The organism is Kitasatospora sp. NPDC024654, assembly GCF_055559155.1.
This window is the reverse complement of sequence record NZ_JBVHLF010000050.1, coordinates 42,009-59,120: the sequence shown is the minus strand read 5'-3', so window position 1 is coordinate 59,120 and position 17,112 is coordinate 42,009. Positions and strand designations below refer to the sequence as shown.

General features: G+C 74.4%; 13 protein-coding genes and 4 pseudogenes. 10 read left to right on the top strand and 7 right to left on the bottom strand.

The genetic code is table 11. The features are described 5' to 3' along the window. Window positions 1-88 precede the first annotated feature (88 nt). From ACZ38L_RS26005 to ACZ38L_RS25990, 4 genes are all read left to right on the top strand, one after another. Window positions 89-1,189 (top strand): NAD-dependent epimerase/dehydratase family protein, encoded by a 1,101-nt coding sequence (locus ACZ38L_RS26005; protein ID WP_465697638.1) that lies wholly within the window; start codon window positions 89-91, stop codon window positions 1,187-1,189. Continuing rightward, window positions 1,186-4,230, top strand: a complete 3,045-nt coding sequence (locus tag ACZ38L_RS26000; protein WP_465697636.1) for a non-ribosomal peptide synthetase — start codon at window positions 1,186-1,188, stop codon at window positions 4,228-4,230. The genes ACZ38L_RS26005 and ACZ38L_RS26000 overlap by 4 nt, the downstream gene beginning before the upstream one ends. After that, the gene (locus ACZ38L_RS25995) at window positions 4,227-4,931 is read left to right on the top strand and encodes a formyltransferase family protein (RefSeq protein ID WP_465697634.1); all 705 of its coding nucleotides are present in this window, start codon (window positions 4,227-4,229) and stop codon (window positions 4,929-4,931) included. The genes ACZ38L_RS26000 and ACZ38L_RS25995 overlap by 4 nt, the downstream gene beginning before the upstream one ends. 71 nt (window positions 4,932-5,002) lie before the next feature. Next, the gene (locus tag ACZ38L_RS25990; RefSeq protein ID WP_465697632.1) at window positions 5,003-5,812 is read left to right on the top strand and encodes an alpha/beta fold hydrolase; all 810 of its coding nucleotides are present in this window, start codon (window positions 5,003-5,005) and stop codon (window positions 5,810-5,812) included. A gap of 159 nt (window positions 5,813-5,971) precedes the next feature. Here ACZ38L_RS25990 and ACZ38L_RS25985 read toward each other — a convergent pair whose 3' ends face one another. The 6 genes from ACZ38L_RS25985 to ACZ38L_RS25960 all read right to left on the bottom strand — a co-directional run bounded on the left by ACZ38L_RS25985 (window position 5,972) and on the right by ACZ38L_RS25960 (window position 10,356). Beyond that, a complete protein-coding gene (locus tag ACZ38L_RS25985) occupies window positions 5,972-6,106 on the bottom strand; it encodes a DUF6126 family protein (protein ID WP_465697630.1) in 135 nt (44 codons plus the stop codon). Window positions 6,107-6,259: 153 nt separating this feature from the next. Next, on the bottom strand, window positions 6,260-6,616 hold the full coding sequence (locus ACZ38L_RS25980) for an ArsR/SmtB family transcription factor (protein ID WP_465697628.1): 357 nt from the start codon (window positions 6,614-6,616) through the stop codon (window positions 6,260-6,262). 266 nt (window positions 6,617-6,882) lie between these two features. Next, window positions 6,883-7,251 carry a fluoride efflux transporter CrcB gene (gene crcB, locus ACZ38L_RS25975; protein ID WP_465697626.1) on the bottom strand — a complete coding sequence of 123 codons (369 nt, stop codon included), beginning with the start codon at window positions 7,249-7,251 and terminating at the stop codon, window positions 6,883-6,885. Further along, window positions 7,248-7,676 (bottom strand): DUF190 domain-containing protein, encoded by a 429-nt coding sequence (locus ACZ38L_RS25970; protein ID WP_396558503.1) that lies wholly within the window; start codon window positions 7,674-7,676, stop codon window positions 7,248-7,250. The genes crcB and ACZ38L_RS25970 overlap by 4 nt, the downstream gene beginning before the upstream one ends. Next, window positions 7,673-8,290, bottom strand: coding sequence for a fluoride efflux transporter FluC (locus ACZ38L_RS25965; protein ID WP_465697624.1), 618 nt, complete (start codon window positions 8,288-8,290; stop codon window positions 7,673-7,675). Before ACZ38L_RS25965 ends, ACZ38L_RS25970 begins: the two co-directional genes overlap by 4 nt. A gap of 464 nt (window positions 8,291-8,754) precedes the next feature. Then, window positions 8,755-10,356: a PucR family transcriptional regulator gene (locus ACZ38L_RS25960; RefSeq protein ID WP_465697622.1), complete on the bottom strand. Its 1,602-nt coding sequence runs from the start codon at window positions 10,354-10,356 to the stop codon at window positions 8,755-8,757. 239 nt (window positions 10,357-10,595) lie between these two features. Here ACZ38L_RS25960 and ACZ38L_RS25955 point away from each other — a divergent pair. From ACZ38L_RS25955 to clpB, 4 genes and pseudogenes are all read left to right on the top strand, one after another. Continuing rightward, window positions 10,596-11,315 (top strand): annotated as a pseudogene (locus tag ACZ38L_RS25955) (Hsp70 family protein); the annotation flags it as partial. A gap of 55 nt (window positions 11,316-11,370) precedes the next feature. Further along, window positions 11,371-11,763: pseudogene (locus ACZ38L_RS25950) on the top strand (DnaJ C-terminal domain-containing protein); the annotation flags it as partial. Further along, window positions 11,760-12,134, top strand: a complete 375-nt coding sequence (locus ACZ38L_RS25945) for a chaperone modulator CbpM (RefSeq protein ID WP_465697620.1) — start codon at window positions 11,760-11,762, stop codon at window positions 12,132-12,134. The pseudogene ACZ38L_RS25950 and the gene ACZ38L_RS25945, both read left to right, overlap by 4 nt. Before the next feature lie 22 nt (window positions 12,135-12,156). Further along, window positions 12,157-14,790: pseudogene (clpB, locus tag ACZ38L_RS25940) on the top strand (ATP-dependent chaperone ClpB). A gap of 10 nt (window positions 14,791-14,800) precedes the next feature. Here the strand turns inward: clpB and ACZ38L_RS25935 are convergent. After that, window positions 14,801-15,565, bottom strand: coding sequence for an MgtC/SapB family protein (locus ACZ38L_RS25935; RefSeq protein WP_465697648.1), 765 nt, complete (start codon window positions 15,563-15,565; stop codon window positions 14,801-14,803). A 521-nt stretch (window positions 15,566-16,086) separates the two neighbouring features. Between ACZ38L_RS25935 and ACZ38L_RS25930 the strand changes: the two genes are divergently transcribed. Together ACZ38L_RS25930 and ACZ38L_RS25925 are read left to right on the top strand one after the other, a co-directional pair. Continuing rightward, window positions 16,087-16,818, top strand: a complete 732-nt coding sequence (locus ACZ38L_RS25930; protein ID WP_465697618.1) for a hypothetical protein — start codon at window positions 16,087-16,089, stop codon at window positions 16,816-16,818. Window positions 16,819-16,820: 2 nt separating this feature from the next. Then, window positions 16,821-17,033: pseudogene (locus ACZ38L_RS25925) on the top strand (helix-turn-helix domain-containing protein); the annotation flags it as partial. Window positions 17,034-17,112: the final 79 nt, after the last annotated feature.

Here is a 17,112-nt window from a genome sequence, read left to right as displayed (position 1 = left end):
CGAACGGCTCGCGCGACTGGCCATGCACCCACCGGGACCGAGAGGTCACAACCCTACCGAAGAGGGCTGCAGAAGGGATGGTCCTCTAATGAGCGGGGATGACGGTGTGCGGACCGTCCTGGTGACCGGCGCGTCCGGGTTCCTGGGTGGGCACCTGGTGGACGGCGCGCTGCGGGCCGGACACCGGGTCCGCGCCCTGGTGCGGTCCAGCAGCGACGTGACGCGGCTGCGCGGCCTGCCGGGGGTGGAGCTGGTCCACGGCGACCTGGGCGACGCCGACTCGCTGCGGCACGCGGTGGCCGGGGTCGACGTGGTGCAGCACAGCGCCGGCCGGGTGGTCGACCACGGCACCCGGGCGCAGTTCACCGCGGAGAACGTCCGCGGCACCGAGTGGCTGCTGACCGCGGCTCGGGAGGCCGGGGTGCGCCGGTTCGTCTTCGTCAGCAGCCCCAGCGCGCTGATGGGACCGACCGACGGCGACCGGCTGGGCATCGACGAACGGACGCCCTATCCGGACCGCTGGCTCAACCTGTACTCGGAGACCAAGGCCGCCGCCGAGCGGTTGGTCCTGGCGGCGAACCGGCCCGACTTCTGCACGGTCGCGCTGCGCCCGCGCGGCATCTGGGGTCCACGCGACCACTCCGGCTTCCTGCCCCGCCTGGTGGGCCGGATGCTCGCGGGTCGGCTGCCCGACCTGTCGGGCGGCAAGCGGGTGCTGGTCTCGCTCTGCCACTGCGACAACGCGGTCGCCGCCGTGCTGCGCGCCGCCGAGGCACCGGCCGAACGGGTCGGCGGGCGACCGTACTTCATCGTGGACCGGGAGCAGACCGACCTCTGGGCGTTCCTCACCCGGCTGGCCGGACTCCTCGGTGGTCGGCCGCCGACCACCAGGCTCGCACCACCGGTTCGCGACGCGTTGGTTTCGGCCGTCGAACTGCTCTGGCTGATACCGGGGTTGGCCGCGCGATGGGAACGCCCGCTCAGCCGCTACGCGGTGGCGCTGCTCACCCGGTCGGCGACCTACCGCACGGCGGCGGCGGAACGGGACTTCGGCTACCGGCCGGTGACCGACCAGGAGAGCGGGCTGCGCGGGCTGCTGGACTGGGTCGAATCGATCGGCGGGGCGAGGGAGTTCACCACTCCTTCGGGCTCATTCGGGTCCGCCGGCGGGTCGGGAGGGCGGCGATGAACGGATCCGAGCGGCCCTTCCGACGTCCGGTGTCGGCGACCGAGTGGCTCTACCTCGCCGCCCACCGGCTCGGCAGCGCCATGACCCTGCAACTGGTCGTCGAGGGGGAGGGGAGCCCCGAACCCGACGCGCTGCGCGCCGCCGTGGCGGCCGCCGCCGAGGCCTGCCCCGGCTCTCGGCTGGTCCGGCGGGACCGCGCGTGGGTGGACTCCGGGCGGCCGCCACGGGTCCGGGTGGCTCCGCCGGGCACCGAACCCGACTTCGGCGCGGGTGCGTTGGCGCCACGGCTGGACCTCGGCCGGGAGCCGGGCTGCGAGGTCCTGCTGCTGCCACAGACGGCGGGGCGGCCGACCGCGCTCGTCTTCCGTGCCTTCCACGGCGTGATGGACGGGCACGGCGCGCGGCTCTGGATGGGCGAGGTCTTCCGCGCCCTGCGCGGTGAGCCGCCACGCGCGGTGTGCTCGCCGCTCACCGACGACCGGCTGCTGGTGGAGCTCGGCGCCGCCGGGCGGCGGCGCCCGACGCCGCTGCTCGACCAGCGCTCCCCGCTGTCCGCGGGGGGCCCGGCCGGCGGGCGGCCGCGCGCGGACATGGTCGCGTTGTGGCGGCGGCGCACGTTGCCGGGCCGCCAGCCCTGGTTGACCGCCCGGCTGGCCCAGGCGGTCGCCGACGCCGCCGGGACGGCCCGGGCGCCCCGGGCCCGCGTCCTGGTCCCGGTCGACCTGCGTCGCCACCGCCCCGAGGCGGCCGCCACCGGCAACCTGACGCTGCCGGTCTTCCTCGACCTGACCGCGGGGGAGCCCTGGCGGCGCGCCAACGCGCGACTGCTGCGGGCGCTGGCCGAACAGCGGGAGCTGGCGGGCGGCTTCGAGTCGGCACTGGCCCGGCTGCCACTGCCCGCCGCCACCGCGTTGCTGCGGGCCGGCCGGGCGGCGGCGGTGCGCCGGGACCGCCACCTGGCCTCGGCGATCGTCTCCCACCTGGGCCGGATCGACCCGGCGGACTGCTCGGGCGGCGGCTTCACCGCCCGTTCGGTGCACGCGTTGCCGGTGCACGCGCCGTTGGTGCCGGTGTCGTATGTCGCGATCGAGTTGCCCGACCGGACCGAGCTGGTCGTCGGCTGTCAGGGCCCCGGCCCGGTGGCGGAGTTGGCCGCCCGGGCCGACCGCCTGCTGGACCGCCTGGCCGGGGTGACGCCCGGGGTCGCTCCCCGGCCCGCCACGGCACCTGTGGGAACGGACGCGGCGGCCACCGTGGTCGGGCTGCTCCGCCGCCAGGCCGCGCTCCGGCCGACCGCCCCCGCCCTGGACGGCCCGGAAGGGCCGGTCAGCTACCGGGAGTTGGACCGTCGATCGGATGCCGTGGCCGCCGAACTGCTGCGTCGCGGCATAGCGCGCGAGGCCGTGGTCGGGCTGCTCGTCGACCGCGACACCGCGGGCGTCGCGATGCTGTGGGGCATCCTCAAGGCCGGTGCCGGCTACCTGCCGCTGGACCCACGTCACCCGGCCGCCCGGACCAGCGAGACGCTCCGGGAGTCCGGAGCGGCAGCACTGCTGACGGAGCGTCAGTTCGCCGGGCGGCTGGATGCGACACCCTGCCCGGTGCTGCTCGGCGAGGACGTCCCCGCCGCGCCGCCCGGTCTCGCCCTGCCCGACCCCACGCCCGAGCAACTCGCCTACGTCATCTACACCTCGGGCTCCACCGGCCGCCCCAAGGGCGTGCAGATTGAGCACCGCTCGCTGCTCGCCTTCGTCCGCTGGGCCGCCGGGCTCTGCCAGGTGAACGACCGCACCCGGTTCGCCTTCCTCTCCTCCTACGCCTTCGACATCTCCTGCTTCCCGCTCTTCCTGCCGCTGCTGGCCGGCGGCACCACCGTGCTGGTCCCCGGCGAACCGAACCGCCCCGCGCTGCACGCGCTGCTGGCCCGCCACCGTGCGGACACGCTCGCCGTGACCCCCGCCCACCTGGACCTGGTCGAGCACTTCGACCTCGACCTGTCCGGTCTGCGCACCCTGCTGGTCGGCGGTGAGCGGTTCACCCTGGCCGCCGCCGAGCGGGCCCGGGCCCGGCTCGCGCCGGACTGCCGGATCGTCAACGCGTACGGGCCCACCGAGGCGAGCGTCGCCTGCCTGGCACACGTGCTGGACGGGACCGAGCGCGGCCCCTCCGTGCCGATCGGGCACCCGGGCCCGGCCGCGCGGGTCGAACTGGACGAATCGGCCGACCCGGTGCCCGGGATCGGCGAAATCCTGGTCTCCGGAGTCCAGTTGGCCCGCGGCTACCTGGGCCGCCCGGAGCTGGACGCCGAGCGGTTCCAGGTCGGCGCGGACGGTGTGCGCCGCTACCGGACCGGTGACCTCGGCCGCCGGCTGCCGTGCGGTGCCATCGAGTTCGTCGGCCGGACGGACGAGCAGCTGAAGATCGCCGGGCACCGGATCGAACCCGCCGAGGTGCGGACGGCCCTGGAGGCCCAGCCCGAGGTGCTGCGGGCCGCCGTCACCGTGCGGGCCCGCCCGGGGGGCGGGCCCGCGCTCTGCGGGTACGTGGTGACCGGGCCGGACGCCACCACGTCCGGGCCCGCGCTGCGTGACCGGCTCGCCGCCCGGCTGCCGGGGCACCTGGTGCCCGCCGTGATCGTGCCGGTCGCCGAGCTGCCGACCACGGTCGGCGGCAAGACCGACTTCGCCGCGCTGCCCGACCCGTTCGCGACACCACGGCCCGTGGCCGTCGCGCGGCCGACCGGTGGTGACGTCGAACAGCCGACCGGCGGCGACACCGTCACCGAGCGGGTGGCCGTGCTCTGGGCGCGCACGCTCGGCGTGGACCGTCGGACGGTCGACGGCCGTAGCGACTTCCAGCAGCTCGGCGGCGACTCGCTGGCCGTGCTGGAGATGCTCGCCGCGGTCGCCGGGGAGCTGCTCGGCCCCGCCGACACCGACCGTCTGATGGCCGAGATCGGCGACTCACTCGCGGAGTTGACCCTCGACCGGGTCGCGGGTGCGGTCCGCCGGGCCCGCCGGGAAGGCCGGGTGCGGGCATGATCTTCGTCGGCCGCGGCGCCCTGCTCCGGCGGGCCGTCGCACACGCGCTGGGTACCGGTCACCGCGTCGACCTGGTCGTCTCGGACGATCCGGCCGACGCCGGCACCACGGCTGCGCCGCACCTCACCACCACGGACGTCAACGCGGCGGCCGGGCGGCTGCTCGACCGCTGCACCGACGGCCTGGTCTGGTCGATCAACAACCGGATGATCTTCCGTGCACCGCTGCTCGACTCCGGCCTGCGGATCCACAACGTGCACAACGGCCTGTTGCCGCAGCACCGCGGCCTGCCCGCCGCGGCGGTCGCCTTCGCGCTGCTGCACGGCGACCCCGAGTACGGCGCCACCCTGCACCAGGTGGACGCCGGCGTGGACACCGGCCGGGTCCTGGCCGAGCTGCGCTTTCCGATCGCCGCCGACGCGCGGTACCACCAGGTGTTGCTGAGCGGCGTGCAGGCCTGTCACCAGCTGTTCCAGTGCTCGCTCGCCGCCCTGGCGGCCGGCCACGACCCGGAACCGCCGGCGGTCCGGTCGCCCGCCGCGTCCGGGTACTACGGCCTGCGGGCGCTGCGCGAGCTGGGCCGGTACGTCGGGCACCCGGCGTTCGAACGAGCCACCGACCTCGGCGTCACGGCGCCCTTCGTGCCGGAGCTGGCCGAGGCGCTGCGCTCGCTCGGCAGTCGGCCCTCTTCGGAAGTGTGATTTCCAGCCTATTGACGTTTGTTCTCACAAAGCAGTGACCGGCAAGTAACTTGGACCTATCCTCTTGCCCCATGGACCTGGTACACGAGCGCCGGGGCGACGGCCCGCCCCTCCTACTGCTGCACGGCATCGGGCACCGCTGGCAGGGCTGGAAGCCCGTGCTCGACCTGCTCGCCGCCGAGCGCGAGGTGATCGCCGTCGACCTGCCCGGCTTCGGCGCCTCGCCGCCGCTACCGCCCGGCATGCCGTACACGGTGGACAGCGCGCTCGGGGTGCTCGACGACTTCCTCGGCTCGATCGGCGTCAAACGGCCGCACGTCGCGGGCAACTCGCTCGGCGGCCTGTTCGCGCTGCACGCCGCCCGGCGCGGCCTGGTCTCCTCGGCGACCGCGCTCTCACCGGCCGGTTTCTACCGGCGGGCCGGCTACCTGTACGCGGCCGGCATGCTCAACCTGCACCGGTTCGCCGCCCGCACCCCGGAGTCGGTCCGGGCCGGCCTGGCCACCTCGGCGCACGGCCGCAAGCTGATGTTCGGCGTGATCTACGGGCGGCCCGAGCAACTCGACCCGCGCGAACTGCTGCTGGACACCCGGGCGCTGCTGGAGGCGCCCGGGTTCCGGCGGACCCTGCGGGCCGGCCGGGCCGAGCGGGCCTCCCGGTTCCCCACCGCGCTCCCGCCCGAGGTGCCGATCACCATCGCCTGGGGCACCCGCGACCGCCTGCTGCTCGCCGCCCAGTGCCGGCGCGCCCGGCAACTCCTGCCCGCCGCCCGCTTCGTGCCCCTCCCCGGCTGCGGCCACGTCCCGATGGGCGACGACCCAGCCCTGGTCGCCCGGGTGATCCTGGAGGGCAGCAGCTCCCCCATCCGCCTCCCGGCCTGACACGGCGGAGCGGGCCGGCGCGCCACCGGCCCGCTCCGCCCCGCCTCGCGCCCCGCGGGCGACGGCGACAGGCGGGGGCGCCGGCGGCGGCCACGCGGCGCGCTGGGGGAGCGGCCGGCTCCGAGGGCTGACCGGACCGCCGGTGTCCGGTGCCGGGAGTCAGTGCCGGTGACCGCCGAGGAAGAACAGCAGCATGATGAAGAACGCGAAGAAGTGCGTGCCCAGGACGTAGATCCCAGCCCGGAAGAGCATCGCCCTGCGCTTGCTCTTCTCGTCGTGGACGGCTTCGGTCACGGATGGCTCTCCTCGTACGGCGGTCGATGTTCGGAACGTCGCGGCCCGTCAAGTGTGCGCCCCCGCGGTCATCCGCCGGCGCCCGGGTTCCCGGCGGCGACCGTCAGCGGGGCGGTCGGGAGCAGACCGGCCGTCAGCACCTCCTCGCGAGGCTCACGCGTGCTCCCGCGGGCTCGCGCGCGGGCCGGAGTCGCGCGGCCGGCCGAGCGGATCCCCCCGGTCGGTGACCATCTCGGTGAGGATCCGACGGGCGGCGCGCAGCAGCTCGGCCACGTCCGGCGTGCTCAGTGCGTACACCACGGTGTTGCCCACGCGGGTCGCGGTCACCAGGTTGCCGCGCCGCAGGACCGCGAGTTGCTGGGAGAGGCTGGACGGCTCGATCTCCAGCTCGCCCAGCAGTTCGCGCACCGGGCGCGGCCCGTCCTGGAGCAGCTCCAGCACCCGGATCCTGGCCGGGTGCCCGAGCGTGCGGAAGAACTGCGCCTTCGTCTGGTGGAGCGGGACGGGCACCTCAGTCCTTCCCTTCCACCGGGGCCGCCTCGGCCCGTCGATCACGCCAGGTCACCGGATTCACGAGAGGAGGCTCTATGAATATGAAGGATTCTTCAAGTCGTGCACCGGTGAACGCCCGCCGCCGCCCCCGGAGCGGGACGGCGGCGAGCACGCTGCCGGGGTTGCCCGTGCCCGTCTCCGGGGCGGTGACGGCCGCGGAGACGGGCACGGGATCAGCGACCTCGGCTGTTCCCGGCGGCCGGCCGTTCGGGTCCGGGATGCCGTCAGGAGAGCTGGAGCAGCGCGAAGCCGGCCGCCGCGGCGGCCGTGCCCGCCAGCAGGCTGCCCAGCGCGTTGAGCCCGGCCTCCGCCAGCGAGCCGTCCTCCAGCAGCCGGACCGTCTCGTAGCCGAACGTGCTGAACGTGGTGAAGGCCCCGCACACCCCGGTGCCCAGCAGCAGGGTCGCGTTCTGCGGCAGCCCGTGCGCGCTCGCCGCGCCGGTGAGCGCGCCCAGCACGAACGCCCCGGAGATGTTGACGCCGAAGGTGCCCCAGGGGAAGACGCTGTCGTGGCGGGCCTGGACCGCCCTGTCGGCCAGGTAGCGCAGCGGGGCGCCCAACATTCCGCCGAGGAAGACCAGTAGCAGGGTCACGACGAAGCTCCTTCTTCGGGATCGGCCGCGAGCGGCGGGATGCGGACGGCCTCGGCGCGGTCCAGGGTGACCAGGGCGCCCGGTGCGACGTCGTGCAGGTGGGGCAGGAAGGCCCGGACCCGCTCCTCGGTGTCGATGATCACGACCGCGACGGGCAGGCCCTCGGCCAGGTCGAGCAGGCGGGAGGTGTGGATCAGCGAGCCGGCGCCGAAGCCCTCCACCCCGCGGAAGACGCTCGCCCCCGCCAGGTTCGCCTCGTGCGCCCGGTGCACGATCTCGGTGAACGCCGGGCGGTGGTGGAACTGGTCCGACTCACCCAGGTACACCGACAACCGCAGCACCGGCCCCTCCAGGGGCTCCCGCGGCGGCCGGTGGCCCGGGCCGTCCTGGTGCTCGTGGTGCCACCGTGGCAGATGGGGGTTCATGGCCGCTCTCCCTCCAGGTCGGTGCCGCTCGTCGAGGACCGCCGGGGCGCGGTGACGGTCCGCCCGGCCTCGGTCCGGCGGCGCGGGCCGCGCCGCACCGGCAGCCCGGCGACCACCCGGGCGAGCGCGATGCCGGTCCAGACCGCGGCCAGGCCCGCCACCAGGCTGCCCAGCGCGTACGCGTTGGCCAGCGACCAGTGGTGGGCCGCCAGCATGCCGCGCAGCTCCACCGTGTAGGTCGAGAAGGTGGTGAATCCGCCGAGGATCCCCACGCCCAGGAACGGGCGGGCGTAGCGGGAGGGGCGCCACACCTCCAGCACGAACACCATCAGCAGGCCGATCAGCAGGCACCCGCCGACGTTGGTGACCAGCGTCGCCCAGGGGAGCCCGCCCGACCTGGTCGGCCAGGCCCTGGCCAGCCCGTAGCGGGCGATGCTCCCCAGCCCGCCGCCGAACGCGATCACCAGCAGCACGTCCCACTGCCGTGGCCGCGGCGGACGCTCCGTCACGCCGGTCGGCGGCCGCCGCGCGCCGGCGGCGGTGTCGGGATCGACCGGCCGAGCCTCCGCCGGGGGCGGCTGCTCCGAGGCGGTCGAACGTTCTCCGGGTGACACAGGCACTCCTCGCGTCGCGCCCGCCGCCGTGCACGGGCCACTGCCCGCTTCGCCGTGGCGGGACAGGGTGATGGTGGCGTCGGTGCCCGGCCCGCACGGGCCGGACGGCAACCACGGTTGACTGGGCATGGTCCTCCTACCTGGCAGATCACCCGTCTCGGGCTTTCAGGTAGGGACCGTTGGCGACCTCGTCCGGTCGCGGTTGCGGCGAGCCCCTCCGCCGTCTTCCCGGACAGTTTACCCAAGCGGTTGGCAGGTCGGTGAATCCCCCGGGACGGGCTGCTCCAGCCGGCCAGCGGCGGAGGGGGAACCCGGTTCGGCGGTGTACCCGCACAGCGTCGGCTCGTCGTGCGGGGGAGGCCCAACGACTCGTATGCGACGGTGAGTTCGCCGACCACGGGGCGGCGGTGGCGCTCACCGCCGCGACTGCGCTCGCACACCTTGCGGTCGGCCTGGCGGGGACGTCAATCGGGTCCCGTGACGACCTTCCAGATCCGGGTCGCCAGGTGCAGGTTCAGCCGGACGTCCGGGTCGGCGAGATCCAGGACGGTGATCTCGCGGATGCGTTGCAGCCGGTAGCGCAGGGTGCTGCGGTGGATCATCAGCGCGTCGGCCGACGCGGTGTAGCAGCCGCCGGACTCCAGGTAGGCGGAGAGGGTGGGGACGAGGTCGGTGTGCCGCTCCCGGTCGTAGGCCAGCAGCGGACCGAGCCACTCCTGGACGAAACGCTCGGTCTCCGTGTCACCGTCGCCCGTGCGCAGGACCCGGTAGACGCCGAGCTCGTCGAAGGCGGTCAGGCCGTCGGGCGTCGGGGACTTCTGCCGCACGCCGAGCGCGCGCAGCGCCTCCTCGTAGGAGTGCGGGAGGTCCGCCGGCGAGTCGTAGCGGCCGCCGACGCCGATGGTCCCGGTGGACGAACCGAGTTCCCGGGTCACCGCCTCGTACAGCGCCCCCGTGACGCACTCGCCGGCGGTGACCAGCACCACCGCTCCGGCCCGCCACCCGAGCAGGAAGCCGAACCCCTGCCTCTCGGCGGCGCGGCCCACCGCGGCGCCGATCGTGTCGTGGCTCCACGGGCCCTTCCACCGGACCACCGCCACCCGGTGCGGCCCGTGCAGATCGTGGCCCGCCGCGTCGGCGCGGGCGAGGGCGCTCTCCGGGTCGGTGCCGGTGACCAGGTCCTCGACCAGGTCACGGCGGATCCTGAGCTCGACCTCGGCCAGGCCGCGGGCGTGCGAGAGCTCCAGGGCCAGCGCCGTCGCCGCCTGCTCCAGCACGTAGGCCGCGAACTCGGAGGCCCGGTGCTCGGGGTCGGCCAGGGCGAGGACGCCCAGCACCTCGCCGTGCGGCTGGGCGAAGGCGAGCAACCGGTCGTGGTCGCGTACCGGGGCCGGCGGGCGGTCGGTCGGCGGCGGCCGCCCGGGGCCGGGGTGGCCGGGCTCGGCTCGGGTCCGTGGATGGCCGAAGCGGTCCTCGCTCACGGCCGGGAGCCCGGTCAGCTCGCTGACCAGGCGGGTGATGCCCTGCTCGCCCTCGCCGGAGAGCGCGACCCGGGTCAGCGCGGCCGGGACGGCGCCACGCCGGCTCAGCTCGGCCACGGTCGCCCGCAGCTCCGCGTTGGCCGCCGCCTCCGCCTCGTACCGCCGGCGCAGCTCCGCCGCACGGTCCCGCTCACGCCGCAACGCGGCGGCGCAGGCCAGCGCCGAGGCCGTCTGGCGGACCAGCGCCTCCGCCAGCACCAGCTGCTCCCGCGTGGGAGTGGCCGGCGAGCGGACCACCAGGTACCCGCCGGGACCCTGGGGGCCGCGCAGCGAGTAGGCCCGGGACCAGCCGGCGCCCGGCAGGTCCAGCGCGCCGTCGTCGCCCCGCAGCGCCCGCACCGCGGCGTCCATCGCGGCGTCCTCGGGCCGCCGCGCCGCCGCGGCGTCGTGCCGTACCAGGACGTCATCCCGCAGCAGGTACCCGACCGCGGGGAGGAAGCAGCCGGGCGAAGCCAGGGCCGACAGGGCCAGCGCCAGGATTCCGTGCTCATCCTGGCCGTCGAACTCCCGAGCGGAGAGGGCCACGCGTCCAGCCTAGCCAGCCGCTCTGGACCTGGGAGGTCGAGAGCGGGGCCGCTTTTGGTCCCCGCAGGTCGGCGACGCCGCGCCCGGGCGTCGCGGAGGCTGGCAGACGGGCGTGGCGTCACCGGACCTCCGGACGCCATGCCGGGTGTTCTGACGGCTTCAGGAAGCTTCAGGCAGCGCGGACCGAGGAGCGGAAGGCGGCCAGGGCAGTCGGCATCGACCTCGGCACCACGAACTCGGTGATCGCCGCCTGGGAGGGCGGTGAGGCCACCGTCATCCCGAACGCGGAGGGTTCCCGAACGACCCCCTCGGTCGTCGCGTTCACCGACACCGGAGAGCGCCTGGTCGGCCAGCTGGCCCGGCGCCAGTCGATCCTCAACCCGAAGGGCACGATCTACTCGGCGAAGCGCTTCATCGGCCGCCGCTACGACGAGGTCCCGGACGAGGCGAAGGCGGTCGGCTTCGACGTGGTCGAAGGGCCGGCGGGGTCGCCCGTTTCGAGGTGCGCGGCAAGCAGTACGCACCGGGAGGAGATCAGTGCCCTGGTCCTGCGCAAGCTGGCCGAGGACGCCGGAAAGCAGCTGGGGGAACGGGTCACCGAGGCGGTCATCACGGTGCCCGCCTACTTCGACGACGCCCAGCGCACGGCCACCAAGGACGCGGGGAAGATCGCCGGCCTGGAGGTGCTGCGGATCATCAACGAGCCGACCGCGGCCGCGCTGGCCTACGGGCTGGACAAGAAGGGCCACGAGACCGTGCTGGTCTTCGACCTCGGCGGCGGCACCTTCGACGTCAGCCTGCTCGACGTCGGCGACGGCGTGGTCGAGGTCCGCTCCACGGCGGGCGACACCCACCTGGGCGGCGACGACTTCGACCGGCGGCTGGTGGACCACCTCGCCGACGGCTTCCAGCAGGAGAACGGCATCGACCTGCGCAAGGACCCGCAGGCCCTGCAGCGGCTCTTCGAGGCCGCGGAGAAGGCCAAGACCGAGCCGAGTTCGGTCACCCAGACTGCTGTCCGGGGAGGGTGGCCGCGGCCGGGGCGGCGCCGCCGGCGACCTGTACCTCGTGGTGCGGATCGCCCCGCACCCGGGCTACCGGCTGGAGGGACGCGACGTCCACGTCGACCTGCCGGTCACCCCGTGGGAGGCGGCGCTGGGAGCCACCGTGCCGCTGACGACGCCGGGGGGCACCGTGAAGGTCAACGTCCCGGCGGGATCGTCCACCGGCCGCCGGCTGCGGTTGCGCGGGGAGGGCATGCCGAACCCGAAGGGTCCGCCCGGTGACCTGTACGCGGAGGTCAGGGTGCACGTACCGCCTTCGCCGGGTCCCAGGGAACGGGAACTGTTCGAGGAACTGGCCGCCGTGTCGGCCTTCGACCCGAGGAATCCGAGGAGGCGGCCATGAGCCTCCAGCAACCACCGAGGGCCGCCCAGGGCGCTCGGGTGGCCGCGGTGGTCAGCTACCCACTGGCCCGGCGACACCGGCTCGGCCTGGAGCAGGTCGCCCTCCGCGCCGGCCTGCACCCGGACCTGGTCCGCCGCTTCGTCACGCTCGGCCTGGTGGACGCCACCCGGGACGCCGCCGGGGAGCTGTGGTTCGCCGCGGACGCCCCCGCGGCCGTCGCCCGCGCGCAGCGGCTGCGGACCGGGCTCTGCCTCAACTACGCCGCGATCGGGTTGGTGATGGACCTGCTCGACCGGATCGAAGCGCTGGAAGCCGCACTGCGCCGTGCTGGCGCCCCCGTCCGCGGGGTGGCGTACCGGTCGGACCGGTGAGGAGCTTGAGGAGCGACCCGTCATGGACATGAACCGGCTCACCCAGAAGTCCCAGGAGGCGCTGCAGGAGGCGCAGAGCACGGCCGCGCGACTGGGCAACACCGAGGTCGACGGGGAGCACCTGCTGCTCGCCCTGATCAACCAGCCCGAGGGCCTGGTGCCCCGGCTGCTGGAGCAGGCGGGCGCCGACGTCGACGGCCTGCGCGCCGACCTCGAGGCCGATCTGGCCCGCCTGCCACGGACCACCGGTCCCGGGGCCGCGCCCGGGCAGGTGTACGTCACCCGGCGGCTGGCCCTCCTGCTGGAGACGGCCGAACGGGAGGCCGGGCGGCTCAGGGACGAGTACGTCTCGGTCGAGCACCTGGCGCTGGCGTTGATCGACGAGGGCAGCGCCTCCGCCGCCGGGCGACGGCTGAAGGAGTACCGGGTGACCCGCGAGTCGTTCCTGACGGCGCTGACCCGGATCCGCGGCAACCAGCGGGTCACCTCCGCGACCCCGGAGGGCGCGTACGAGGCGCTGGAGAAGTACGGCCGGGACCTGGTCGCGGAGGCCAGGACGGGCCGGCTCGACCCGGTGATCGGTCGCGACGCGGAGATCCGCCGGGTGGTCCAGATCCTCAGCCGCAAGACGAAGAACAACCCGGTGCTGATCGGCGACCCCGGGGTCGGCAAGACGGCCATCGTGGAGGGGCTGGCCCAGCGCATCGTCCGCGGCGACGTCCCCGAGGGACTGCGCGACAGGACCGTCTTCGCCCTGGACATGGGCTCGCTGGTCGCCGGGGCCAAGTACCGCGGCGAGTTCGAGGAGCGGCTCAAGGCGGTGCTCGCCGAGGTGAAGGCGGCCGAGGGCCGGATCCTGCTGTTCGTCGACGAGTTGCACACCGTGGTCGGCGCCGGCGCCGCCGAGGGCGCGATGGACGCCGGCAACATGCTCAAGCCGATGCTGGCCCGCGGTGAGCTCCACGTGATCGGTGCCACCACGCTGGACGAGTACCGCAAGCACGTCGAGTCCGACGCGGCGCTGGAGCGGCGCTTCCAGCAGGTGCTGGTGGACGAGCCCAGCGTGGAGGACACCGTCTCCATCCTGCGCGGCCTGCGCGAGCGGCTGGAGGTCTTCCACGGCGTCAAGATCCAGGACACCGCGTTGGTCGCCGCCGCGACCCTGAGCCACCGCTACATCACCGACCGGTTCCTGCCCGACAAGGCGATCGACCTGGTCGACGAGGCGTGCGCCCGGCTGCGGACCGAAATCGACTCGATGCCGGCCGAGTTGGACGGGATCACCCGCCGGGTCACCCGACTGGAGATCGAGGAGGCCGCCCTGGCCAAGGAGGACGACCCGGCGAGCCAGGCCTGACTGGCCGATCTGCAAAGGGAGTTGGCGAACCTGCGGACCGAGGCGGACGCCATGCGGGCGCAGTGGGACGCCGAGCGGCAGGCGATCCGGCGGGTCCAGGAGCCGCGCCAGGAGCTGGAGCGGACCCGGTACGAGGCGGAGGAGGCCGAGCGGGCCTACGACCTCAACCGGGCCGCGGAGTTGCGCTACGGCAAGGTCGCCGAACTGGAACGGCGGCTCGGCGCCGAGGAGGAGCGACTGGCCCTCCGGCAGGGGGAGAAGCGGCTGCTGCGCGAGGTGGTCACCGAGGACGAGATCGCCGAGATCGTCGCGGCCTGGACCGGCATCCCGGTGGCCCGGTTGCAGGAGGGGGAGCGGGAGAAGCTGCTGCGGCTGGACGAGATCCTGCGTCGCCGGGTGATCGGGCAGGACGAGGCGGTGCGGCTGGTCGCCGACGCCGTGATCCGGGCCCGGTCGGGCATCCGCGACCCGCGCCGGCCGATCGGCTCGTTCGTCTTCCTGGGCCCCACCGGTGTCGGGAAGACCGAGCTGGCCAAGGCGCTGGCCGCCGCGCTCTTCGACAGCGAGGAGAGCATGGTCCGGCTGGACATGAGCGAGTACCAGGAGAAGCACACCGTGAGCCGGCTGCTCGGCGCGCCGCCCGGTTACGTCGGGTACGAGGAGGGCGGCCAGTTGACCGAGGCGGTGCGCCGCAAGCCGTACTCGGTGGTGCTCTTCGACGAGGTGGAGAAGGCCCATCCGGACGTCTTCAACACCCTGCTGCAGGTGCTGGACGACGGCCGGATCACCGACGCGCAGGGCCGTACCGTGGAGTTCCGCAACACCGTCGTCATCATGACCTCCAACCTGGGCTCCCAGTACCTGTCCCAGGACGTCACCGTGGAAGGCGAGATCAAGCCGGAGGTCAGGGAGTTGGTGATGGCGGAGCTGCACGCCCACTTCCGGCCGGAGTTCCTCAACCGGGTGGACGACGTGGTGCTCTTCCGGCCACTCGGGCTCGCCCAGATCGAGCGGATCGTCGACCTGATGCTCGACGAACTGCGCGGCCGGCTCGCCGAACAGCGGATCACCCTGGAGCTGACCGAGCCGGGCCGCCGCCTGATCGCCGAGCAGGGCTTCGACCCCGTCTACGGCGCCCGCCCGTTGCGCCGCTTCATCGCGCACGAGGTGGAGACGAAGATCGGCCGGGCGCTGATCCGGGGTGACATCCGGGACGGGATGACCGTCCGGATCACCGCGCGGGACGGCGAGTTGGTGGTCGACCACCCGGACCGACCGGAACCGGCCCGCGCCGCGTGAACCTCGCGGGTCACTCGTCGCCCTGGTCGGTCCGGCTGCAGGCGAGCACGCCGGGGAGCCCGGCCAGCCGGGCCGTCAGGCCGTCCAGGTCGCCGCGGCCCTGGACCGCGAGGGAGACCTCCACCGTGTGGTCGACGGCGGGTCGCCGTGCCCCGGCGGGTTCCTCGCCCCGGGCCCACGGGACGCCGGAGTCCTGGGCCACGACGGTGCTCAGCTTCTCGACGACGAACCCGCCCTGGGTGACCTCCTTGAGCAGCTCCCGCAGCAGCCCGCTGCCCTCGAGGTAGGTGATCCGGTAGGCGGCCGGCCGGGAGCGCAGTTGCGGGAGCCGGTGGGTCAGGGGCCGCAGGCCGTAGCCGACCAGGAAGTACGCGGCGGTCGCCAGGCAGGCTAGGAACGGCAGGCCGGCCGCCGCCGCGGCACCCACGGCGGCGGTCAGCCAGATCGTCGCCGCGGTCGTCAGCCCGCGGACCGAACCGCGCTGTACGAAGATCACACCGGCGCCGATGAACCCCAGTCCGGAGACGATCTGTGCCGCCATCCGGGACGGATCGACGATCACCAGCCCGGGCCGCAGCACGTCGGTGAAGCCGTACTTGCTGACCAGGGTGAACAGCGCCGATCCCAGCCCGACGACCGTGTAGGTGCGCAGTCCCGCCGCCTTCTGCCGGATCTCCCGCTCCAGGCCGATGGCACCCGACAACACCAGCGCGATCGCGAACTCCGCGACCTGCACCCAGCCCTGGCCGAACGGCTCATTCACTCCGCTGCTCAGTGTCATCCTCCTATCATCGTTCCGCCGGTCCCGTTTTCGCCCGCCCGGCAAGCCGCCGGGGCCCGGTCCGTCCCGTGTCGACCCGGCCGTCGGACGAACCGACGGATGACCGGACGGACCACCAGATGATGGGTGCGCCGGCTCCGGAGGGCGCACTCCACCTGGCGTGCGCCGCCCGGGTGATCGACCAACTCGCCGCCGAGGATGCCGTGTTCACCGTGGAGGCCGGGCCGGGCAACGCGTGGGCCGCGCGTTGCCCGACGCCCGGCCGCCGCCGGGTGATCGGTTCCTTCCCGCACGGCACCATGGCGCGTCGTCCATCCCGCCGCTCATCGCCGCCGCGCGGGTCGGGGCTCCGCGCCGGCCACGAGCCGGACCGTGCTGGACGGCGCCGGACCCGTGCTCGACCTCGCCCGCGGCAACCCGCGCAACAACCCCCGCCCCTGAACATATCGTTTGTCGATGGCATCGAAAAACGATATGTTGCCGGCGGAAACGCCCCCGGAAAGCTGTGAGGACCGTTGAACGCCGTCGCACAGGCCCCCGTCGTCAGAAGTCCGCGCCCGTTCGCCGGCGTCACCATGGTGCGGCTGCTGGCCCAGTTGATGTTGCTGATCGGGCTGGTCGGGTCGGTGGGGGCGGTCGCCTACGCGGTCAACGGGGTGACCCAGGCCGGGGGCTACGTGAACGTGCCGGTCAAGGTGCGCAGCACGACCGGGCTGACCGTGGCGGGTGGATCCGGCGGCGTGGCCGCCCAGGTGCCGCTCGGCCAGGGCACGGCCGTGGGTGGACAGCTGAGGGTGGACATCGCCGGGACCGACCGGAGCAGCTGGCTGACCGCCGACTCGAGGACGCTGACGCTGCGCTCCTTCGGGTCGACGGTCGGCGAGCAACTGCTGAGCCGGGCCGGCCTCGCCGCGCTCGGGCTCGGCGTCGGCCTGGGAGCGCTGCTGCTGCGCCGGCTGCTGCTCTCGATCGCGCAGGGCGAGCCGTTCCGCTCCGGCAACGCGGCCCGCGTCGCCGGGCTCGCCGGGCTGACCGCGGTCGCCGGGCTGGTGCCGGCCGTCGCCCCGGGGGTGGCGGGCGCGCTGGTGCTCGGCCGGCTCGGGCTGGACGGGGACGGCAGCCCGGTGACCAGCGTCGGCGGCACCCTCCCGTACGTCCCGCTGTTGGTCGCGCTGTTGCTGCTGGCGCTGGCCGAGGCCTTCCGGAGAGGGGCGGAACTCGCCGAGGACGTCGACGGGCTGGTCTGATCATGGCCGTGCCCGCCGACCACCACCGCATCGGCTGCGAACTCGACCGCCTGCTCGCCGAGCGCGGCATGACGCTGACCGAACTCGCCGACCGGGTGGGCGTGACGGTGGTCAACCTGTCGGTGCTGAAGAACGGCCGGGCCAAGGCGGTCCGGTTCTCCACCCTCACCGCGATCTGCGACGTGCTCGACTGCACGCCGGGTGATCTGCTCACCGTCCTGGGGGGGGGGGGGGGGGGGGTGGGGGGGGGGGGGGGGGGTGGTGGGGGGGGGGGGGGGTGGGATGATGGCGGGG